The sequence below is a fragment of the Pseudomonas sp. Pso3 genome (genome assembly GCF_055393275.1).
This window is the reverse complement of the sequence record NZ_AP043687.1, coordinates 1,853,248-1,874,668: the sequence shown is the minus strand read 5'-3', so window position 1 is coordinate 1,874,668 and position 21,421 is coordinate 1,853,248. Positions and strand designations below refer to the sequence as shown.

The following is a 21,421-nucleotide window of genomic DNA, read 5'->3' as shown; positions in this document are numbered from 1 at the left end:
ACGCGCCGGCGGCCCCGTTGGCTGGAAAGTGCGGAAAGTATGGGCGAAAGCCCGTGGCAGCGGCAAACCGCCCTCATCCGACCACGGGTCGCCGCCGGTGATCCGCAGCGGCCCGGCTTGGCCTATGCTGGCACCATGACGCCCTTCGCCGAGCTGCACGCCCTGCCCCGCCGCCTGAGCCAGCCCCAGGTGCGCGATCTCGCCTGGACTCTGGTCGCGCCGCCCTTGCTGGAGGCCGCCGACACCCGTCATCCGCTGGCCGCCAGCGACTGGGCGACCCACCCCGAACGTCTGGCCGACTGGCTGCGGCAACAGGACGCGGCCCCCGCGGCCCTGGCGACCTGGCTCGCCCAGGGCAGCGACCGCCGCCTGGGGCGCCAGTACGAAAGACTCTGGCAATTCGCCCTGGAGCGCGCGCCGGGGCTGAGGTTGCGCGCGGCCAACCTGCCCCTGCGCGACGGTGACCGTACCCTGGGTGAACTGGACCTGCTGGTGGAAGACGCCGAGGGGGTCCATCACCTGGAACTGGCGGTGAAGTTCTACCTGGGCGAAGGCCCGGCGGACGCGCCCCGCTGGCTGGGCCCCGGCGGCGAAGACCAGCTGGCGCGCAAGCTCGCCCATCTGCGCCAGCGCCAGTTGCCGCTGTCGGCCACGCCCCTGGCCCGGGCCAGCCTGGCGGCGCTGGACATCGCCCCGCCGCGGGCGGCGCTGTGGCTGGGCGGCTATCTGTTCCAGCCGCTCGATCGCCCCCTGCCCTGGCCGGCGGACGCCCTGCCATCCCGACAACCCCAGCTGTGGTGCGCGCGCGGGCAACTGCCGGAGGGCCCCTGGGAGGTGCTGCCCAAGGGCCACTGGCTGGCACCCGCAGTGGCCGACACGCCCTGCCTGCCGCTGCCGGACGGCGAGCCGATCTGGCCGCAATTGCTGGTGCGGCGCGATGCACGCGGCGACGAGGATGCCCGGCTGTTCCTGGTGCCTGGGGGTTGGCCGCTTCAGCCGCCGACCCACTTCGCCAGCTGAGGCTCCAGCGCGCGGCGGCCCTGGAGGCCCCCGCTGTGGATCAGCACCAGGCGACTGCCCGGGGCCAGCGCGCCGCCCTCGATTGCCTGGCGCAGGGCCAGCCAGAGCTTGCCGGTATAGAGCGGCTCTAGGGCAATCCCGGTCTGCGCCTCGAACTCCGCCATGGCCCGGGCCACTTCGGCATCGAGGCGGCCGAAGCCACCGCGGCTGGCGTCCAGCAGGCGCCAGTTCGGGGCCATGTGCTGAGCGAGTAACCGGTCGAGGTTGGCTTCGACGCCGTGCCCGGATGGCACCGCCAGGCCGCCCACCACCTGCCAGGCGGGATCGGCGGCGCGGATCACCCCGGCCAGGGTGGTGCCGGTGCCGGCGGCCAGCCAGACTTGCTGGCAATCGGGCCAGTCCAGGGCGGCGAGGCCCTGGCGCAACTCCGTGACGATGGCCGCGCAGGCCGCGGCGGCCTGCTCGTCGCAGCCCCCCTCGGGAATGGGCAGCAACCCGGGATAGCGCGCCTGCCAGGGCTGCCAGAAGTCGGCGTCATGGCGACGGCGATAGCCGCCATAGCCGAGCCAGTGCAGGGTCATGCCCTGGGCCTGCAGATCCTGGACGGTGGGCGTCAGGCAGGGCTCGCCGCGCAGCAGGCCGACAGTGGCGAAGCCGTCTTCCCGACCCAGGGCGGCCAGCGCATGCAGATGATTGGAGTGGGCACCGCCGAGACTGATGAGCCCACGGCCCTCGCCCCGGGCCAGGCGTTCGCGCCAGGGCCGCAGCTTGTAGCCCTTGTTGCCGTTATGCGCGGCCGGGCGCTGATCCAGGCGCAGCACCGCCAGGCGCAGGTCGCGCGGCGCCAGGGCAGCGAGCTGCACCTCCTGCAGCGCGGCGGGTGGGAGAGATGTCATCCGCCGGGGATTCAGAGATTGGCGACGTCGCCATCGCTGTCATCGCCGCGGTGCTCGGCGCACAGCGTCGAGCGCAGCGGATCGAACTGGGCGGGATGCTCGACCCGCACCACCGGCCGCCCGCAGCGCTCGCCCTCCACCTCGGCCTGGCACACCGGCTGCTGGTGATGCTCCAGCCAGCGCTGGTATTGCTCGCGGCTGACCTTGCAGTGCTCGGCGACATAGCCCAGGGGATCGGCGCTGAACCGCGGCACGTCCTGGCGGCTGAGGATCAGATGACCCGCCCCCGGCTGGAAGGTGACGAACAGGATGCCCTGGCGCGCCAGGCGCTCCAGCTGGCCTTCGTTGCTGTCGCCGATCAGCTGGGCGCAGCGCTCGCGCAGCTGGCGGATGTCTTCCTGCAACTGGCCGTCCAGCTCGTCGCGGTACTTGAGTTCCACCTCGCGGATGGTCAGCTGATTCTTCAGCTCGCCCACCGCGGCGGCCACCCGGGCTTCGCTTTCGGCTTCGGACTGGATGCGCAGCGCCTCGATCTTGTAGAGGGCATTGCGCTCCAGGGTGCGCATCTGTTCGTTGAGTTCCTCGCGCTCCTGGCGGGCCAGGTCGTGCTGTTGCTCCAGGTGCTGGGCCAGGGCGGCGTAGCGCACCTCCAGCTCGGCCTTGGCGGCGCGCGCCTCGTCGGCATCGCGCTGCAGGCGGGCCAGGTCTTCCTGGTGCTGGCGGGTCAGGGTCAGCAGACGGGTGCGCTGGCCGGCGATCAGCTTGTCCAGCGCCTCTTGGTGTTCCTGGGCGAGGATACGGCGGACCCGTTCGAGACGGGCCTCGACATCGATGCCGTCGGCGGCACTGGGGTGGTATTCCCCGGCCAGTTCCACCTCGCCATCGCGCGGCGCGACCAGACCCAGGCAGTCGCGGATCGCCTGCCAGTCGTCATGCTCGGCCTCGCTGCGCGGATCCCAGAGATCGCCCTGGTGCCAGGAAATCGGGCAGTGGCTGCGACTGGCCAGGCGGATCGGCCCGGCGCCCAGGTCGGGACCGACATCGCCGCGCTCGGCCAGCTCCGTAAGCGGCAGGTCCCACTCCGGCAGCGGACTGCCCTGGGCATCGAAGGCCAGCAGGAAAAACACCGCGGCCTTGACCCGGCGGTGGTCGTCCAGCAGCAGATAGACGAAGCGATGGCGCCGTCCGGCGCAGTCGAGCAGCGTCTGGTCGCCCTGCCAGAGCGCCTGGAAATCGGGAAACAGCAAGGCGCGATTCACACCCTGGTCGCCGAACCCCAGCACCACCGGGGTCAGTACCGCCTCTTCGTTCAACGTCTCTGCCATCTCTCGCCGCGTGCTCTGTCGATCCCACATGAATACCGAGGCCGGCATCTCGCCAATTGGCGACCGGACCTGCATCCGCGCGCCGACCTCTGGCGGCGACGCGCTTGATCCGCGTCGCCGCCCGACTGCTCCAACGCGCCGGGCCCCCACCCGACGCATCAGGACGGCAGCTTAGCCAATCCTGGTCGGCGGGATGGAAGAGAGGCCAGACATTGGGACGAGGGTCGGTCCGGAACCGATGTTATGCGGAGTGGATCACAGAAATCATCCCTGATTGCAACGAAGAGTTACAGCTCGGCGGCAAGGCGAGTGGCCTGATCGATGGCGCGCTTGGCATCGAGTTCGGCGGCGACATCCGCGCCCCCGACCCGATGCACCGCCATGCCGGCGCCGAGCAGTTCGTCTTCCAGCTCGCGCAGGGACTCCTGGCCGGCGCAGAGCACGACGTTGTCGACGTCCAGCACCTGCTCGCCGCCATCGGGCAGGCGCAGGTGCAGACCGGCATCGTCGATGCCCAGGTATTCCACCCCGCCAATGGCCTTGACGCCGCGCTGCTGCAGGCGCGCGCGGTGGATCCAGCCGGTGGTCTTGCCCAGGCCCTTGCCGGGCTTGCCCGGCTTGCGCTGCAGTAGCCAGACCTCGCGCGGCACCGCCGGCGGCGCGGCCGGGGCCAGGCCGCCACGGCTGCTGAAGCTGGGGTCTATGCCCCACTCTCGGTAGAAGGCGGTGATGGGCTCCACCTCCTGGTGGCCATGGGTGAGGAAATCCGCCACGTCGAAGCCGATGCCACCGGCGCCGATCAGGGCGACCCGTCGGCCTACCGGCTTGCGCTCCAGCAGGACGTCCAGATAATCCAGCACCTTGGGATGGTCGACTCCCGGAATGGGCGGCACCCGCGGCGTCACCCCGGTGGCCAGGATCACCGCGGCGAAGCCCTCGGCCTGCAACTCGCCGGCGCTGACACGATGGTTGAGGCGGACATCCACCCCCAGTCGCTCCAGGCGCCGCTGGAAATACCTCAGGGTCTCGCCGAATTCTTCCTTGCCCGGAATGCGCCGGGCGACATTGAACTGGCCACCGATGCGCTCGCTGGCTTCGAACAGCACTACCTTATGGCCGCGCTCGGCCAGGGTGCAGGCGGCGGCCAGGCCCGCCGGTCCGGCGCCGACCACGGCGAAGGTGCGGACCTCGGCGACAGGCAGGATCCGCAACTCGGTCTCGTGGCAGGCGCGCGGATTGACCAGGCAGCTGGTCAGCTTGCCGGCGAAGGTATGGTCCAGGCAGGCCTGGTTGCAGGCGATGCAGGTGTTGATCTCGTCGGCGCGGCCGGCGGCGGCCTTGGCGACGAAATCCGGATCGGCCAGCAGCGGGCGGGCCATGGACACCAGGTCGGCCTGGCCAGCAGCGAGGATGGCCTCGGCCACCTCGGGGGTGTTGATGCGGTTGGTGGCGATCAGCGGCACCCGCACCCGGCCCTTGAGCTGGGCGGTGACGGCGGCAAAGGCGCCGCGTGGCACCAGGGTGGCGATGGTGGGGATGCGCGCCTCGTGCCAGCCGATGCCGGTGTTGACCAGGCTGACCCCGGCGGCTTCCAGCCAGAGCGCCAGCTGCAGGCATTCCTCGGGGGTGCTGCCCTGCTCCACCAGGTCCAGCAGCGAGAGACGGAAGATAATCAGGAAATCCGGACCGGTCGCCGCGCGGATGCCTTCGACGATGGCCAGCGGCAAGCGGCAGCGCTGGGCGAAGTCGCCGCCCCAGCGATCCGTGCGGTGATTCGTCCGCGCGGCGATGAACTGGTTGATGAAGTAGCCTTCGGAACCCATCACCTCGACGCCGTCGTAACCGGCCTGTTGCGCCAGGGTGGCGCAGCGGATGAAGGCGGCGATCTGCCCCTCCACCTCGGCCTCGTCCAGTTCGCGCGGGGTGAAGGGATTGATCGGTGCCTGCAGCGCCGAGGGCGCCACCAGCTGGGGGTTATAGGCATAGCGCCCGGCGTGCAGGATCTGCAGGCAGATACGGCCGCCGGCGGCGTGCACCGCGTCCGTTACCGGCCGATGATGCTCGGCTTCCTCGGGGGTGGTCAGCTTGGCCGCGCCCTTGGCCACGGCACCCTCTTCGTTCGGCGCGATGCCGCCGGTGACGATCAGCCCCACCCCGCCCCGCGCCCGCTCGGCGAAAAAGGCCGCCATCCGCGCGAAACCGCCGGGCCGCTCTTCCAGCCCCGTGTGCATGGACCCCATCACCACGCGATTGCGCAACGTGATCGACCCCACGGGCAGAGGTTCGAGCAGATGCGGATAGTTATCCATAGGGGTGGTATTACGGGCGGCAAGCTCGATCATGGCGGTCTCCGGTGGTTGGCCTTTCTGGGAAAGCCTGGCGCCACGATAGGAGGAGCGCGCCCCCGTCTCAATCACCGGAAATGACAACCTCTTTACCCAAATGCACAGCCGCCCCTTGGCAGCGGCGGTCTGGTCTCCTACCCTGAGCACCTTTATCCCGCCCGGCCCAGGAGGCCGGACCGCTCTGGAGTGCCGATGCGCAAGCTCGTGTTCCTGGTGCTGATCGCCCTGTTCGCCGTACTGGCGGGCTGGGTGGCCCAGCGGCCAGCCTTCCATTACCTGTCGGATCTGCGCAGCAGCCTGGCGGTGGACCTGACCACCACGCCGGCGGCCGCCACCACCGGCAACCTGCTGGGGATCGAGCCCGAGCTGATCGCCCTGGACTACGGCAATCCCGAGCGACTGCGCCTCAAGCTCGATGCCTATCTGGCCAATGCGCGGCGCCTGGGTCTGATCGGCGCCCAGACCATCGTGGTGCTGCCCGAACACCTGGGCACTCCGCTGGCGCTGATGGGCGAGAAACCCGAGGTCTATGCCGCCGCCCGCAGCGAAGACGCCATCCAGTGGCTGCTGCTGGGCAATCCGCTGCGCGTGGCCCGCGCCTGGTTCCAGGCCGAGGGTGACCGGCGCCTGGCCGACAGCCTGTTGCGCATGAAGGCCTGGGACATGGCCAGCGCCTATCAGCAACTCTTCGGCGGACTCGCCCGCCAGTACGGTGTCACCCTGGTGGCTGGCTCCATCGTGCTGCCCGGTCCGACCCTGGTCGACGGCGAATTGCAGGTGGGCACGGGACCGCTGCGCAATGTCACCCTGGTCTTCGGACCCGATGGCAAGGTGCTCGGCCAGCCGCTGGTGCGGCCCCTGACAGCCCGGGAACGCGGCGACGATCTCAGTCCACCCCTGCTGCGATTGGAGACGCCGCTGGGCCGTCTGGGCGTCATCCAGGGCAGCGACACCGGCCGCGCCAGGGTGCTCGACGATCCCCGGGTGGAACTGCTGGCGATCCCCGCCCTCGCCTCGGGCGCCACCCCGGCACCGGCGCCCTTCGATGTGCAGCGTCTGCGCGCCGCCGGCATTCGCGCCGCGCTGGAGGTGCAGTTGCGCGGACGGCTCTGGGAATGGCAGGCCGGCGGCGGCAGCCGGGCCTTCACCCCAGACGCCGAAGCCGCCACCGATCCTGCCCGGGCCGGCAGCAAGCTGATCAACCTGCGGCTATGAGCGCGCCGGCGCTGCGCCTGGGCGATCTCTCCACCGGCTTCGTGCTGGCGCTGGCGGCGGCCGTCGACCAGCGGGGCGCCGATGCCGCCGGCCTGCTGGCGCGCTTCGGCCTGAGCGCGGCGCGGCTGGCCGAACCCGGCGGACGGCTGTCGATTCCCCATTACATGCGCCTGGGCCACGCCGCCCTGGAGCTGACCGGCGATCCGGCACTGGGCCTGGCCATGGGTCGGGCGATGCGCCCGGCCTTTCTCGGTCTCGCCGGCGTAACCGTGGGCCAGGCGCCGGACGTGCGCCACGCCGCCGAGACGCTGCTCAGTCTGGAGCCGCTCTATGGCCGCAACTACCGGGGTCGGTCGCGCTATGCCGCCCAGGGTCGCGACGCCTGGCTGCACTTCTATAGCATCAGCCCCTACAACGCCTACAACCGCTTCGTGGTGGACGCGGTGCTGAGCGCCTGGCTGGCATTGCTGGGCACGGTGGCCGGCCAGGCGCTGCAACCGCGCCGCGTGCTCATCGAATACCCTGCCCCGGCGGACCTCGCGCCCTACGCGACCGCCTTTGGTTGCCCGGTGGAATTCGGCGCCGCGGAGAATGCCCTGTTGCTCGATGCCGCGACCCTGAGCCGGCCCGGTCCCGAACACTGCCCCGCCACCTGGCGCCAGTTGCTGGCACTGAGCGACGCCGAGCACGGCCGGCTGACCCGCACCCGCGGACTCACCGAGCGGGTGGTCGAGGTCATGGGGCCGCTGTTGCGGCATGGCGAGCCGACACTGGAACAGATCGCCAGCCGGCTGCGCCTGCCCTCCTGGACGCTCAGGCGCAAGCTGGCCGAGGAAGGCACCCAGTACCGCGCTCTGCTCAACCTGACCCGCCGCGACCTGGCCCTGGCCTATATCCGTGACACCGAGGCCAGTTTCGGCGAGATCGCCTACCTGCTCGGTTTCGCCTCCCCCGCCGCCTTCCAGCGCGCCTTCAAGCGCTGGACCGACCAGACCCCCGGCGACTGGCGGCGCCTGCAGCGGCAGGGCGTGGCCGGCTGAAGGGAGCATAGGCGCCGATCGTGGGTCCTAACTGCCTGATCCTTCACCAGGACTGTGCTCGCCCCATGCCCAATTTCCTGTTTGCCCTGCTACTGCTGTGCCTGGCGCTGCCGCTGCGCGCCGCCGAAACCCCCGCCCAGGCCGCGACCGGCCTCGATCCCCAGCAGGCGCGCCAGGTCGCGGCCCTGCTGCAGGATCCGCAGCGGCGCCAGGAGCTGATCCTAACCCTGCAGGCCATTGCCAGTCAGCCGGCCAGCGCGGCCGCGACCAACCCGGCGCCGGCGAGCACAACAACCGCCGCTGCGCCGGCCACGGCCGCCACCCCGGCTACAGGCGAAGAAAAGACGCTGGTGCCCCTGGAAGCCAATGGCCTGATCGCCCAGACGCTCAGTCGCGTCGGGCGCTGGGCCGACAACCTGGGCAGCGAACTGAATCAGGTACAGCGGGCGGTACGCAGCCTGCCGGACTGGTCGCGCGCCAGCTTCACCTCCGAAGCGGGTCGCCGGGCCCTGTTGCAGGCCCTGCTGACCCTGGCCACCCTCTTCGCCGCCGGCCTGCTCGTCGAGTGGCTGATCCGTCGCGCACTCCAGCGCCCTCGGCAACGGCTGCAGCGCCAGGCCGATCACGCCGACAGCCGCGCCCGCCGCCAAGCCCAGCAGCAGGCGGCCCAGCCGTCACCGCCTGCGGCCGCGGCACCCGCGGCCGAAGAGGCCGCTACCCGCCCGGCCGAACCCGCGGTGGCCCTGGTCATGACCCAGCGCGACGGCGTGGATCAGCTCGAAGAGGTGCCCATCGCCCCGTCCGATAGCGCCGCACCGGTGCCGGATGAGCCCGCGCCCAGCTCCATCCCGGCCGACCCCGCTCCCGCCAGCCCCGCTCGACGCAGCGGCGAAGAGCACTGGACCACCCTGCGGCATCTGCCCTTCGCGCTCGGGCTGCTGGTGCTGGAAGTGCTGCCGCTGCTGGCCTTCTGGGCCATGGCGGCGCTGCTCATCCACTATCTGGTGGGCTCGGATGCCAACCTGCGCGAGCTGGTCGGCGGCTTCCTCGGCGCCTACCTCACCACCCGCCTGGCGCTGATCGTCATTCGCCTCCTGATCGACCCCGCCGCCCACGGCATCCGTTTGCTCAAGGTCAAGGCGCCCCTCGCCTGCACCCTGCTGCGCTGGCTGCACGCCTTCGTCGCCCTGATCACCTTCGGCCTGGCGCTGGCCCAGGCCGCGGACATCCTCGGCGCCAACGAAGAAGGCCGCGAGGCCATCGTCAAGCTGGTCTCGCTGCTGGCCCACCTGCTGGTGGTGGGGCTGATCTTCCACGTGCGCCGGCCGGTGGCCGCGCGCATCGCCGGGCGCCAGGACGGCAGTGGTGCCCTGGCCGTGCTGCGCGCCTGGCTGGGCCAGGTCTGGGCGGTGTTCGCCGCGGTGTTCGTCATGGGCGGCTGGACCATGTGGGCGCTGGACATCGAGAACGGTCTGCCGCGGCTGATGAACTTCGTCGCGCTGTCCGCCGGCATCGTCATCCTCGGGCGGCTGGCGGCGGTGTTCCTGCTCGGCCTGCTGGGTCGGCTGTTCCAGCCGGCGGCGAGCGAAGGCGCCAGCGGCAGCGATCTGCACCTGCAGCGCTACTATCCGCTGGCGCGCTGGCTGGTGGGGGTGATCGTCACCCTGATCACCGCCCTGGCGCTGTTCCAGTCCTGGGGCTGGAGCGTGCTGGACTGGTTCGGCGAGGGCAGCATCGGTCGCAACCTGCTGTCCGCCTTCCTCACCATCCTCATCGCCGCCATCATCGCCGTGGCGATCTGGGAAGGCGCCAACGCCGCGGTGAACCGGCGACTGAGCAGCTGGAGCGAACGCGGCGATACGGTGCGCGCCGCCCGGCTGCGCACCCTGCTGCCCATGCTGCGCACCGGCCTGTTCATCCTGGTCGCGCTGATCGTCGGCCTCACCGCCCTGAGCGAGCTGGGCATCAACACCACGCCGCTGCTGGCCAGCGCCAGCATCATCGGGGTGGCGCTGGGCTTCGGCTCGCAGAAGCTGGTGCAGGATTTCATCACCGGCATCTTCCTGCTGCTGGAAAACGCCATGCAGGTGGGCGACTGGGTCACCGTGGCCGGGGTCTCGGGCACCGTGGAATACCTGTCGATCCGCACCGTGCGCCTGCGCGCCGGCGACGGCTCCCTGCACATCGTGCCCTTCAGCTCGGTGTCGGCGGTCAACAACATCAACCGCGGTCTGGGCAACGCGGCCCTGCGCATCAGCGTGGGCTACGAGGAAGACATCGAGCGCGTCATCGCCGAACTCAAGGACATCGGCGCCGGCATGCGCGCCGACGATGCCTTCAAGGAGCTGATCCTCGCCGATCTGGAGATCTGGGGCGTGGACGCCGTCGACGGCTCCATGGTGACCATCGCCGGCCAGATGAGATGCCTCGACAAGGGCCGCTGGGGCGTGCAGCGCGAACTCAATCGCCGCATCCTCGAACGCTTCCGCGAGCGCGGCATCGAGATCGCCAATCCGCGCGCCAGTCTGCTGCTGCCCAGCGAAGCCGGTATCGTACCCTCCACGCCCATCCCGTCACGCCCTGCGGAGTAAACCCCGTGCAGTACCGCCAAGACGCCTTCAACGGCCTGATCATCGATGCCGCCTCGCTGCCCACCGACCGCGAGGCCTTTGCCCCGGCGCTAGCAGAGTTGCTCACCAGCGCTCGGCGCGAGGGACGCAACCTGATCTGGCTGACCCTGCCCCTGGCCCTCGGCGATCTGGTGGGGGTCGCCACCGGTGCCGGCTTCGTCTTTCACAACTGCCTGGAGCAGGAGCTGACCCTGGTCTGGCGCGGCACACCCACGGCCTTCGCGCCCTTCGTGCCGACCCACAGCCTGGGTGTGGGCGGCCTGGTACTCAACGACCGCGGCGAATTGCTGGCGATCCGCGAGCGCGGCAGCCAGGGTTACAAGCTGCCGGGCGGCCATGTCGAACTGGGCGAAGACCTGGCGCCGGCGGTGGTCCGCGAAGTCTGGGAGGAAACCGGCATCCGCAGTGCCTTTCGCAGCGTGGTCGGCCTGGTGACCACCCATCCCTACCGTTTCGGCAAGTCCAATCTCTATGTGGTCTGCCGCCTCGATCCGCTGAGTGCCGAGATCGCCATCCAGGATCCGGCGGAGATCGAAGACGCCCGCTGGCTGGCGCTGCCCGAGTACCTGGCGGATCCGGGCAACAGCGCCTTCAATCGCGAGCTGGTGCGCAGCCTGGCGCAGGCCGAGGGCCTGCAGACGAGTGCGCTGAACAGCGAGCGCTATCCCAAGGCCGAGGTCTTTCTCGCTCAGCCGTCGAAGGACTGATCCATGCTCTCGGCCGGATGAGCGTCGCGCGGACGCCCCACCGGACGGGCGGGAATGCCCACCACCGTGGTGTGGGGCGCCACCGGGTGCAGGACCACGCTGTTGGCGCCGATCTTGGCGCCTTCGCCGATCTCCAGATTGCCGAGGATCTTGACCCCGGCACCGATCATCACCCCGCGACGCACCTTGGGATGCCGATCGCCCTGCTCCTTGCCGGTGCCGCCCAGGGTCACCTGCTGCAGGATGGAGACGTCGTCTTCCACCACCGCGGTTTCGCCGATGACGATACCGGTGCCGTGGTCGAGCATGATGCCGCGCCCCAGCCGGGCGGCAGGGTGGATGTCGATGGCCAGCAGCCGATTGCAACGCGCCTGCAGGTGCAGGGCCAGCAACCGCTCGTCGTTGCACCAGAGGGCATGGCTCAGGCGCTGGGTCTGCAGCGCCAGGAAGCCCTTGGAGAACAGGAAGATCTCCAGCAGGCTGGCATAGGCCGGATCCCGCGCCAGCACCGCTTCCAGGTCCGCGCAGGCCGCCGCGGTCAATTCTGGCCACTCGGCATGCAGGGCGGCGAAGCGCTCGGCGAGGGCCTCGGCCTGCCCTGGATCCTCCGCCAGGGCCTCGGCGCAGCGCCGGACCAGGGCTGCTGTCAGATCCACCGGCTGCAGCAGCGCGCGCGTCAGCCCCGCGGCCAGGGCCGGGGCATCGCGACGCCCGGCCTCGGCCTGGGCGCGCAGGAGTTGCCAGAGTTCGGGAGCGGAGCGAGGCGGCATGGCGGATAGGCGTTCTTAACTGAAGGCGCCCAGCTTAACGGGCACGGCGTTCAGCGTCTTGTACATCAGGGTGGTGCTGTCGCGGCGTTCCGGTTGGCGGGCATCCAGGGAATAGCCGGGAATCCTGCCGACCACCTGATAGCCAAGGGACAGATAGAGCGGCTCGGCATGGTCGTCGCTGCGGGTGTCCAGGGTCAGCAATTCCCGTCCTTCGGCCCGCGCGGCCGCTTCCACCGCCTGCATCAGCCGGCGCGCCAGTCCCTGGCGCCGGTAGTCCGGATGCACCAGCAACTTGACCACGTCCGCGCGGTGCGGCTGGTTGGCCGGGGTATCCAGCACCAGCTGCACGCTGCCGACCACCCGGTCGTCCTGCAGCGCGGCAAACAGCAGCCGGGTGCCCCGGGCCAGGCCCGGCGCCACGGCTTCGGTCCAGAAACGCCGATTCACGCTGTCGGCGAGCGGCAGGATGAAGCCGATGCTGGCGCCCTGCTCGACACAGGCGGCCAGCAGGCGTTGAAAGTCATCCAGGTGACGGGTGAAGGCGGCAGCCTCGAGCTGCTCGATACGCAGGGACGCACTCATGGACACACCTCAGATCATGAACAGGAGATAACGGGCGCCCGCCGGACCACTGAGGAAGCGGCTGCTGCCCCAGAGGCGATAGCGCAGGCAATCGCCGACGCCCAGGCGGTAGGACTGGTCTTCGATCCACAGCTGCAACTCGCCTTCGAGCAGCAGCAGATGGTGTTCGAGGCCTGGGCGGGGCGATGCCTCGTAGCGGATGTCCACGCCCGGCCCAAGCGCGCTTTCGATGACCTCACCCGCCAGGGCCTGGGCCGGCGGCGACACCGAACGGCGGGTGAACGCCTGCGCGGGATCGCTCCAGATCTGCTGCGCCTGGCGCTGGACCTGGGCCGGATAGCGGCTTTCCACGCTGTGCAGCAGGCGCGTCAGGGTCAGGCCGTAGGCTGAACAGAGTTGTCCGAGCACCGCCGTGGTCGGGCTGACCTCGGCGTTCTCCAGGCGAGACAGCGTCGCGCGACTGACCCCACTCAAGGACGCCAATTGCTCCAGGGACCATTCACGCTCCAGGCGCAGCGCCTTGAGCCTTACCGCCAGTTGTTGATCCAGCATGACCACCTCCCGATTCAGGGAATTTTTCTCACATAAGAGAGAAAAGCGCAAGGTTACTGCTGTGCTACCCCTGTCGCATCAGGCCGCTGCCAAAGTTGATATCGCGTTAAACCTTACCGGAGAAACTCTTTACCGGGCACGTCGTTATATCCAGATGCCTTTCCGGACCATTCAGCAACGAGAGGCTCTAGCCAAGCCGTCCGCATTCTTCCACCGGAATCGAAAGAGCGCTACTCTGTAACATCGAACAAGCAGGTACGCGCGACGAAGATGATAATTTTCAGGCGACTCCAGAACGCGACTTCGATAAAGGCGTCTGAATGCCTGAGCGCATCAAACCCCAGCGAAAACGCTCCCTGCAGCAAGATGTTTCAAGAATTTTCAGCGCCAGACAGGGGTTCCAACCGGAAAGTTATTCCGACCTTGGCCGAATTCTTTTACAGCTCCTGTACAACTTTTCCGGAAACGGCTCTAGCAGGACAAAGTTCAAGTTTAAGTCTGTATCGAAGTTGCACCTCGTATAACAATATATCCCTCCATCAGCCCGCTCGAACTCGCTTTATGAACCCCTACTCTCAATATCCGAATCGCTTAGCCTTTGGGGGCACGCATTCAACTGTTCAATAATTGAAAGTGGGAGAAGTTCTTATGGCCAACAAAAGTAGCAATCCAGGTAACTTCGCCAACAATCGCGAGCGCGCCGCCGAGGCGGGTCGCAAGGGCGGACGGGCGAGCGGCGGCAACTTCGCCAACAACCCGGCCCGGGCGTCCGAAGCCGGGCGCAAGGGTGGCCAGAACAGCCATGGCACCCGCCGTCCCGAGGCCGCGAACGACGCCGCGGCGACCTGAGGCATTCTGCCCCCATGGCAGCCGCCTCGGATCAGAGACTCCGGGCCGGCTGCTACCTTTGCTTCTCGCTTACCCTCCTGCCCCGCCGCCCGCCGCCTATCCTGCTCCTCCAGTGAGTTCCAACTCACACAAATGCATGACCGTGCTACTTTTATCGGACAACCCGAGTGGTCCCCAGGGCTCGCTCTCCCTGCTTCTGTCCGTCTGCGCCGGTGCCCATGCTCAACAACATTCGCATCCAGAACAAACTCTTCGCCGGCTTCGCCGCCATCATCGCCCTGGTGGTCCTGCTGCTCTGGCTGACCTATGCCGCCTTGCAGAGCCTGGTCGACGCCAACCGCTGGGACAGGCACACCGCCGAGGTGCTGCTGTCGGTTACGGCGCTGGACAACAACCTGCTGGAAACCCGCGCCAGATTGCGCACCTTCTGGTACTCAGGCGCTAGCGCCGATGCCGATACCGCGCGCCAGGCGCTGACGTCCCTGACCGCGGCCGTCCGTGTGCCCCAGCAACTGACCCAGGACAACGCCAGCCAGCAGCAGCGCTTCGCGCGCCTGAGCGCCGATCTCGACAACTGGCGGCAGAACACCTTCGAGCCCCTCCTGCGCCTGCGCGAGACGGGCAACCTCAGTCCGGCTCAACTGGCCAACGAACCGCTGGTCACCGCCCTGTCCACCCAGGTCACCAACCTGCGCCAGCAGATCCAGGGCATAGGCGACGAAGAGCGCCGGCTGTCCGCGCAACGGGCGGGCCATACCGAGGAAGTGCGTGACCAGCTGACCTGGACCCTGGTGGCCGGCGGCGCCTTCTGCGTCCTGCTGGCCGCCCTCATCGCCTGGTTGCTGTCCCATCACCTGTTGCGCTCGATTCGGCGCCTGACCGACACCGTGGCGCGCATCTCCGCCGGTGACAGCGGCGCTCGGGTGCAGGTGCTAGGCCGTGACGAACTCGCCCAGGTGGGCCTGGCCTTCAATCAGATGGCGCAGCAGATCCAGGACGACCACGCCCGCGAACAGGCGCTGATGCACCGCCTGCGCGCCGATGTGGACGACCTGCTCGGGGTGGTCAACCGGGCTGCCGCGGGCGACCTCACCGGGCGCACCAGCGTCACCGGCGACGACGCCATCGGCCAGCTGGCTCGCGGCCTGAGCAAGATGATCGAGGACCTGCGCGGCATGATCGCCAAGGTGCAGCGCGCCGGTATCCAGGTGACCTCTTCCACCACCGAGATCGCCGCCTCCTCCCGCCAGCAGGAGGCCACCAGCATCGAGCAGGCGCAGACCAGCGTGGAAGTGCTGAGCACCACGCGGGAGATCGCCGCCAACGCCAATGCCCTGGTGCGCACCATGGAAGAAGCCGTGCAGGTAACGGACGAGACCACCCAGGGCGCGGAGCAGGCGCGCAGCAGCCTGGCGAGCATGGACGGCACCATGCAGCGCATGGTGGCCGCCACCGATTCCATCAACGCCAAGCTCGCCGCCCTGTCGGAGAAGTCCAGCCACATCAACAAGGTGCTGACCACCATCACCAAGGTCGCCGATCAGACCAACCTGCTGTCGCTCAACGCCGCCATCGAGGCGGAAAAGGCCGGCGAGGCCGGGCGGGGTTTTTCGGTGGTGGCCACCGAGATCCGCCGGCTGTCCGACCAGACCACCGCCGCCACCGACGACATCGAGCAGATGCTCAAGGACATGAATTCCGCGGTCTCCGCCAGCGTCATGGGCATGGACAAGTTTTCCGAGGAAATCCGCCGCAGCGTGCAGGAGGTGGCCAGCGTCAGCGATCAGTTGGCCGAGGTGATCGAGGACGTGCAGAAGCTGCCGGCGCGCTTCGATATCGTCCTGGAGGGCATGCAGTCTCAGGCCGTGGGCGCCGGCCAGATCGCCGAGACCATCACCCAGCTCAACGACAGCACCCAGCAGACCACCGAGGCGCTCAAGGCCACCAGCGAGGCGGTCCAGTACCTGCAGCAGGCAGCCCAGGACCTGCAGAGCAGCGTCGCCACCTTCTCGGTCACCCGTTGAGCATGCAGATCCTGGTCTTCCAGCTGGCCGAGGCCGCGGCGGCCCTGCCGACGACGGCGATCCGCCAGGTGCTGCCCCTGCTGCAGCTCACCCGCTTTCCTGCGGCGCCCGCGGGCGTCGCCGGCCTGATGAATCTGCACGGCGCGGCGATCCCGGTGGTCGACGTCACCGCCATGAGCGGCGGCCCGGCGGCCCGGGCGCGCCAGGACACCCGCATCCTGCTGGTGGACTTCACCCTGCCCGAGGGCGGTAGCCGTCCGCTCGGCCTGGTGGTGGAAGGCGTCGCCGGCGTGCGCCGGGTCACCGCCCGCGCGCCACGACCGGCCGGCGTCCGCCTGCCCGACTACCCCTGGCTCGGCGAGGTGCTGGAGACGCCCGAGGGCCTCTGGCTGTGGCTGGAACCGGATCGCTTGCTCTCGCCGACCCTGGCCGCCTTGCTGTTCCAGGAGGCCGCGTGAAGCTCGATCCCCGGCTGGCGCCCCTGGTGCGGGCGCGCACTGGCCTGGCCATCGCCGACGACATGCTCGGCCGCGCCATTCGCCAGCGCCTGCGCGAGCGCCAGGAGGGCGATGCGGAGGCCTATATGGCGCGCATCCTTGACGACGAAGGCGAATTCGCCGATCTGCTGGACCTGCTGGTCATCCCCGAGACCTGGTTCTTTCGCGATCCGCAGGCGATCGCCCACGCCGCCCGCTTCGCCCAGGAGCGCCACGCCCGCAGCGGCGCGCCGGTGCGGCTGCTCAGTCTGCCCTGCTCCACCGGCGAAGAGCCCTATACCCTGGCCATGGCGCTGTTCGATACCGGCCTGCCCGCACAGGCCTTCCAGGTCACCGCGGTGGACATCAACGAGCCGTCCCTGGAGCGCGCCCGCCGCGGCCTCTATGGGCGCAATTCCTTTCGCGCCCGCGACCTCGGCTTTCGCGATCGCTATTTCGACGCCGAGGGCGATCGCCAGCGCCTGGCCGAACGGGTGCGCAACCAGGTGCGCTTTCGCCAGGGCAACATCCTGCAGCTGGGCAGCCTGCGCGACGGCGCGCCCTTCGACGTGGTGCTCTGCCGCAATCTGCTGATCTATTTCGACGACCAGACCCAGGGCCGTGCTCTCAGCCACCTGGCCGCCCTGATGCACGACGACGGCCTGCTCTGCGTCGGCAGTTCGGAAATGGTCAGCGCCATGCGGCATGGCTTCGCCAGCCTGGGCGTGGCCCACGCCTCGGCACTGGTCAAACGCCAGGCCGCGGGCGCCGAACCCGCGCGTCCGCACCCGCAGCCGGCGTCGCCACGGCGCAAGGCCGCGGTGCGACCGCCGCCCCCGGCGCCGCCGCTGCCCGCCCGCCTGCGCGCCAGAAGCACACCCGCACCTACTCCGATAACACCGGTCGCCAACAGCGCTCAGCCGCTCGAGGAAGCTCAGCGCCTGGCCGACGCCGGGCGTGGCGCCGAAGCCGAGGCGCTGCTGCGCAACCTGCTCGAGGCGGATCGCAGCCAGGCCGGTGCCCACTTCCTGCTGGCGCTGATCCTGCCCGACGACCGCGCCGCCGAAGCCGAGCGGGCGCTGCGCCAGGCCCTCTATCTGGAGCCGGGGCACTATCCCGCCCTCTGTCGCCTGGCGCTGATCTGCGAAAGAGCCGGCCGCCTCGACGAAGCCGGACGCCTGCGCGAGCGCGCCGCGCGCATCCAGACCCGCGCCGGTGACGACGCATGAGCCTGAATCGTGAACTCAGCGCTCTGGAGCGCGCCGCCTGGGCCGAGCACTATGCCGAACCCCTGGACGACCGCCAGGCGCGCTCGGCCAGCGCCCTGGTCTTTCGTCTGGGCGCCGAATGGCTGGGGCTGCCGGGCAGTTGCCTGGTGACCGCCACCGAACCCACCGCCGTGCACCGCGTTCCTCACCGGCGTTCGCCGCTGCTGCGCGGCATCGTCCCGGTACGCGGCCAGCTGCAGCCCTGCATTGCCCTGGAGCTGCTGCTGGCGGTGGCACCGGGCGACCAGACTCGCGGCTTTCCGCGCCTGCTGCTGTTGCATGTCGGCCGCCGCGACTGGGCCGTGCAGGTGGACGAGGTGCTGGGGCTGCAGCGCTATGCCCCCGGCGAGGTGCAGCCGCCTCCCGCGACCCTGGGCGGCGACTTGCTCAGCTATCTGGGCGGTGTCTATCGCGAAGGCGAGTACCAGGTCGGCCTGCTCGATCTGCCACGGCTGGAGCGGGCCCTGGAGGAGGCGCTGCGATGAGCCAGCCACCGCGCGATGTGCGCGAGATGTCCCTCTATGATCTCTTCGCCAGCGAAGTGCAGAGTCATCTGCAGCCGCTGGATGCCGGCCTGCTGCGTCTGGAGCGCGATCCCTCAGACACGGGGGTGATCGAGCCGATGATGCGCGCGGCCCATTCCATCAAGGGTGCGGCGCGCATCGTCGATCTCGACGGCCTGGTGGAGTTGGCCCATGCCATGGAGGACTGCCTGGTCGCCGTCCAGGCCGGGCGCCGCACGCTCGGACCGGCGGATATCGACCAGCTGTTTCGCTGCGTCGACGTCCTCGGCGAGGTCAGTCGCCTGGACGAAGCCGCCAGCCAGCGCTGGCAGCGCGAGCAGCGTGATGCCCAGCGGGCACTGGCGCAGGCGCTCAGCGCCACTGACAGCGAAGCGCCCCCGCCTGTCGTGGCCGCCCCCCAGGAGCCGATGCCTGCCCCGGCGGTCCAGGACGAACCGGCACCTGACGCCGAGCGCAGTCGGGATCCGCTGCGGGTGGACAGTGGTCGCTTCAACCAGATTCTCGCCCTCACCAGCGAGGCGCGGGTCATGGGCCTCGGCCTGCATGGCCTGGTCCAGGGCTTCCAGGGCTATCGCGCCGAATTGCAGGGACTGTTCGGCCAGGCCCAGGCGGTCAGCAGCGAGTTGCGTCAGCGCCAGGAAGGCCTGCTCGATCGCTATCAGCAGCAGCTGCAGGCTCTGGAAGCCTATGAGCGGCGCCTGCTTGGGGTCTGCCAGGGACTGCTGGACGAGGTGCTGGGGGTGCGCATGCGCCCGCTGCGCGATGCCGTCCAGGGCTTTCCGCGACTGGTGCGCGACCTGGCCCGGGGGCTGGACAAGGACGCCGTGCTGCAGGTGGACGGCGCCGACACCCTGATCGATCGCGAGGTGCTGGCGCGGCTGGAAAGCCCGCTCAATCACCTCCTGCGCAACGCCGTTGACCACGGCCTGGAAACCCCGGCCGAACGCCGCGCTCTGGGCAAGCCCGAGTGCGGCCAGATTCGCCTCGAGGCGCGGCATGTCGCCGGCCGCCTGCAGGTCAGTCTGCATGACGACGGTCGTGGCCTGGACTTGGAGCGCATCCGCGCCGCGGTGATCGCCCGCCGCCTCAGTCCGCCGCCAGTGGCCGCCGAGCTGAGCCCGGCGGAGTTACTGGAATTCCTGCTGCTGCCCGGCTTCAGTCTCAAGGAGACGGTGACCGAGCTGTCCGGGCGCGGCGTGGGCCTGGACGTGGTGGCTGACGCCATTCGCGCCCTGGATGGCGAGGTCCGCCTGGAAACCCGCCCGGGGCTGGGCTTCAGCACCCACCTGCTGGTTCCGGTCAGCCGCTCCATCGTCCGCGCCCTCATCGTCGACATCGCCGGCGAGGCCTATGCCCTGCCGGTCAACCGGATCGAACGGGTGCTGCGCCTGGATCCGGCCGCGGTGCACTCGCTGGAGGGCAAGGCCTTCTTCCTGCTCGGCGAAGATCGCCTGGGCCTGGTCGCCGCCCATCAGCTGCTGGAGCTGGACGGCGCGCCACCCAGCGGCGATCTCGCCGTGCTGGTGATCGGCAGCGGCGACCGGCGCTACGGGCTGGTGGTGGATCGCCTGCGGGGCGAGCAGGGCCTGGCGCTCAAGCCGCTGGACGAGATCTTTGGCAAGTTGCGCTCGGTCACCGCCGGGGCGCTGCTCGACGACGGCAGTCCGGTGCTCCTGCTGGACGTCGCCGATCTGCTCACCGGCATCGAGCGCCTGCTCGGCGAAGGCCGCCTGCGCCAGGTGCAGAGCGGCGCCGTCCTGGACAGCCGGCGGGTCAAGCGTATTCTGGTGGTGGACGACTCCCTCACGGTGCGCGAGATGGAGCGCAAGCTGCTGGAAGGCCAGGGCTACCAGGTGGAGGTCGCGGTGGATGGCATGGATGGCTGGAACGCCGTCCGCGCCGGCGAATTCGACATGCTGCTGTCGGACATCGACATGCCCCGCATGAACGGTATCGAACTGGTGGAACTGGTGCGCCGCGATCCGCGTCTGCATGCGCTGCCGGTGATGATCGTGTCCTACAAGGATCGCCCGGAAGACCGGCTCAAGGGCATGCAGGCCGGTGCCGACTACTACCTGACCAAGGGCAGCTTCCACGACGATGCCCTGATCACCGCCGTGCAGGACCTCATCGGAGCGCCATGAGAATCGCCATCGTCAACGATCTGCTGCTGGCCACCGAAGCCCTGCGCCGCCTGCTGACGGGCGACGGTCGCCATACGGTCGCCTGGATCGCCCACGATGGCGAGGAAGCGGTGGCGCGCTGCGCCGAGGACCGCCCGGATCTGATCCTCATGGATCTGCAGATGCCCCGTCTGGACGGCATCGAGGCCACCCGCCGGATCATGGCCCAGTCGCCCTGCGCCATCCTCATGGTCACCGCCACCCCCGACGACTGCGAAGGCGTGTTTCGCGCCATGGGCGCCGGCGCCCTCGACGTGACCGCTACCCCGGCCCTGAGCGGCGGCGCCGACGGCGGCGCCCTGCTGCGCAAGATCGCCCGTATCGAACCCCTGGTGCGCCTGCCGGAACGCGCCGCCCGCCCGCAACCGGTCAGCGCTGCCGCTCCCGCCGATCGTGCTCAGGCGACGCCGGACACCCTGGTGGCCATCGGCGCCTCCACCGGTGGCCCTGCAGCCCTGGTCAGTCTGTTCGAGGCCTGGGCGCCCACGCCCCAGGCCAGCGTGGTGCTGGTACAGCACATCGATCGGCGCTTCGCCCCCAGCTTCATCGGTTGGCTCGGCACCCAGATCGCCTGGCCGGTCACCGCCGCCCTGCCCGGCGCCCTGCCCGCCCCCGGTCAGGTGTCCGTCGCCCTGGGTGACGACCATCTGCTGCTGGACGAGCGCGGTCGCTTCGCCTACACCGCCGAACCGGTGGATTACCCCTATCGTCCCTCGGTGGATGTGTTCTTCGACAACCTCGCCAGCCACCCGCTGCGGGCCGCCAAGGCCCTGGGGATCCTGCTGACCGGCATGGGCCGTGATGGCGCCAGCGGCCTCTATGCCCTGCGCCAGAGCGGTTGTCCGACCCTGGCCCAGGATGAGGCCAGTTGTGCCGTATACGGCATGCCCGCGGCTGCGGTTAGAATGGGCGCCGCGGAGCGCGTACTCAGCCCCACGCAGATCGGTGCCTGGCTGCAACGACGCTTCGGCAACGGCTCGCGGAACAGCATATGACAGGTCGCCAACAGGAGCGC

The 21,421-nt window shown here is 69.5% G+C and carries 17 protein-coding genes and 1 pseudogene; 12 read left to right on the top strand and 6 right to left on the bottom strand.

The features are described 5' to 3' along the window. The first annotated feature begins 39 nt into the window (after window positions 1–39). Window positions 40–1,020 (top strand): DUF1853 family protein, encoded by a 981-nt coding sequence (locus ACZ5R1_RS08785; protein ID WP_267398264.1) that lies wholly within the window; start codon window positions 40–42, stop codon window positions 1,018–1,020. On the opposite strand, the gene ACZ5R1_RS08780 is transcribed toward ACZ5R1_RS08785, so the two are convergent. From ACZ5R1_RS08780 to ACZ5R1_RS08770, 3 genes are all read right to left on the bottom strand, one after another. Continuing rightward, window positions 993–1,916 carry a 1-aminocyclopropane-1-carboxylate deaminase/D-cysteine desulfhydrase gene (locus ACZ5R1_RS08780; RefSeq protein ID WP_288492651.1) on the bottom strand — a complete coding sequence of 308 codons (924 nt, stop codon included), beginning with the start codon at window positions 1,914–1,916 and terminating at the stop codon, window positions 993–995. The two genes, ACZ5R1_RS08785 and ACZ5R1_RS08780, sit on opposite strands and share 28 nt — an antisense overlap. An 11-nt stretch (window positions 1,917–1,927) precedes the next feature. Then, window positions 1,928–3,241, bottom strand: a complete 1,314-nt coding sequence (locus tag ACZ5R1_RS08775) for a chromosome partitioning protein ParA (RefSeq protein ID WP_171991242.1) — start codon at window positions 3,239–3,241, stop codon at window positions 1,928–1,930. Between the two features lie 287 nt (window positions 3,242–3,528). After that, window positions 3,529–5,550: an oxidoreductase gene (locus ACZ5R1_RS08770; RefSeq protein ID WP_464713273.1), complete on the bottom strand. Its 2,022-nt coding sequence runs from the start codon at window positions 5,548–5,550 to the stop codon at window positions 3,529–3,531. 228 nt (window positions 5,551–5,778) lie between these two features. Here ACZ5R1_RS08770 and ACZ5R1_RS08765 point away from each other — a divergent pair, with 228 nt between their 5' ends. From ACZ5R1_RS08765 to ACZ5R1_RS08750, 4 genes are all read left to right on the top strand, one after another. Beyond that, the gene (locus ACZ5R1_RS08765) at window positions 5,779–6,801 is read left to right on the top strand and encodes a carbon-nitrogen hydrolase family protein (protein WP_464713039.1); all 1,023 of its coding nucleotides are present in this window, start codon (window positions 5,779–5,781) and stop codon (window positions 6,799–6,801) included. Continuing rightward, window positions 6,798–7,841 (top strand): AraC family transcriptional regulator, encoded by a 1,044-nt coding sequence (locus ACZ5R1_RS08760; RefSeq protein WP_464713038.1) that lies wholly within the window; start codon window positions 6,798–6,800, stop codon window positions 7,839–7,841. The genes ACZ5R1_RS08765 and ACZ5R1_RS08760 overlap by 4 nt, the downstream gene beginning before the upstream one ends. A 65-nt stretch (window positions 7,842–7,906) precedes the next feature. Continuing rightward, on the top strand, window positions 7,907–10,432 hold the full coding sequence (locus tag ACZ5R1_RS08755) for a mechanosensitive ion channel family protein (RefSeq protein ID WP_288405722.1): 2,526 nt from the start codon (window positions 7,907–7,909) through the stop codon (window positions 10,430–10,432). A 5-nt stretch (window positions 10,433–10,437) separates the two neighbouring features. Further along, complete coding sequence (locus ACZ5R1_RS08750; RefSeq protein WP_464713037.1) at window positions 10,438–11,178, top strand: NUDIX hydrolase; 741 nt, start codon at window positions 10,438–10,440, stop codon at window positions 11,176–11,178. On the opposite strand, the gene cysE is transcribed toward ACZ5R1_RS08750, so the two are convergent. The 3 genes from cysE to ACZ5R1_RS08735 are packed head-to-tail and all read right to left on the bottom strand — an operon-like array spanning window position 11,160 to window position 13,082. After that, a complete protein-coding gene (gene cysE / locus ACZ5R1_RS08745; protein ID WP_464713036.1) occupies window positions 11,160–11,948 on the bottom strand; it encodes a serine O-acetyltransferase in 789 nt (262 codons plus the stop codon). The genes ACZ5R1_RS08750 and cysE overlap by 19 nt on opposite strands. Window positions 11,949–11,963: 15 nt before the next feature. Continuing rightward, entirely contained in the window at window positions 11,964–12,530 is a 567-nt protein-coding gene (locus ACZ5R1_RS08740; protein WP_037006989.1) for a GNAT family N-acetyltransferase, read from the bottom strand. A gap of 9 nt (window positions 12,531–12,539) precedes the next feature. Then, window positions 12,540–13,082: a helix-turn-helix domain-containing protein gene (locus tag ACZ5R1_RS08735; RefSeq protein WP_027599832.1), complete on the bottom strand. Its 543-nt coding sequence runs from the start codon at window positions 13,080–13,082 to the stop codon at window positions 12,540–12,542. Between the two features lie 672 nt (window positions 13,083–13,754). Here ACZ5R1_RS08735 and ACZ5R1_RS08730 point away from each other — a divergent pair. The 7 genes and pseudogenes from ACZ5R1_RS08730 to cheB all read left to right on the top strand — a co-directional run. Then, window positions 13,755–13,931: pseudogene (locus ACZ5R1_RS08730) on the top strand (con-10 family general stress protein); the annotation flags it as partial. Between the two features lie 218 nt (window positions 13,932–14,149). Further along, window positions 14,150–15,955 carry a methyl-accepting chemotaxis protein gene (locus ACZ5R1_RS08725; protein ID WP_464713035.1) on the top strand — a complete coding sequence of 602 codons (1,806 nt, stop codon included), beginning with the start codon at window positions 14,150–14,152 and terminating at the stop codon, window positions 15,953–15,955. A gap of 2 nt (window positions 15,956–15,957) precedes the next feature. Next, entirely contained in the window at window positions 15,958–16,413 is a 456-nt protein-coding gene (locus ACZ5R1_RS08720; RefSeq protein ID WP_144959899.1) for a chemotaxis protein CheW, read from the top strand. Beyond that, window positions 16,410–17,660 (top strand): CheR family methyltransferase, encoded by a 1,251-nt coding sequence (locus tag ACZ5R1_RS08715; protein ID WP_464713034.1) that lies wholly within the window; start codon window positions 16,410–16,412, stop codon window positions 17,658–17,660. The genes ACZ5R1_RS08720 and ACZ5R1_RS08715 overlap by 4 nt, the downstream gene beginning before the upstream one ends. Then, window positions 17,657–18,184, top strand: a complete 528-nt coding sequence (locus ACZ5R1_RS08710; protein WP_027599837.1) for a chemotaxis protein CheW — start codon at window positions 17,657–17,659, stop codon at window positions 18,182–18,184. Before ACZ5R1_RS08715 ends, ACZ5R1_RS08710 begins: the two co-directional genes overlap by 4 nt. Next, window positions 18,181–20,367 carry a hybrid sensor histidine kinase/response regulator gene (locus tag ACZ5R1_RS08705; protein ID WP_288504478.1) on the top strand — a complete coding sequence of 729 codons (2,187 nt, stop codon included), beginning with the start codon at window positions 18,181–18,183 and terminating at the stop codon, window positions 20,365–20,367. Before ACZ5R1_RS08710 ends, ACZ5R1_RS08705 begins: the two co-directional genes overlap by 4 nt. Then, complete coding sequence (gene cheB / locus ACZ5R1_RS08700) at window positions 20,364–21,401, top strand: chemotaxis-specific protein-glutamate methyltransferase CheB (RefSeq protein ID WP_027599839.1); 1,038 nt, start codon at window positions 20,364–20,366, stop codon at window positions 21,399–21,401. Before ACZ5R1_RS08705 ends, cheB begins: the two co-directional genes overlap by 4 nt. The last annotated feature ends 20 nt before the right edge of the window (window positions 21,402–21,421 follow it).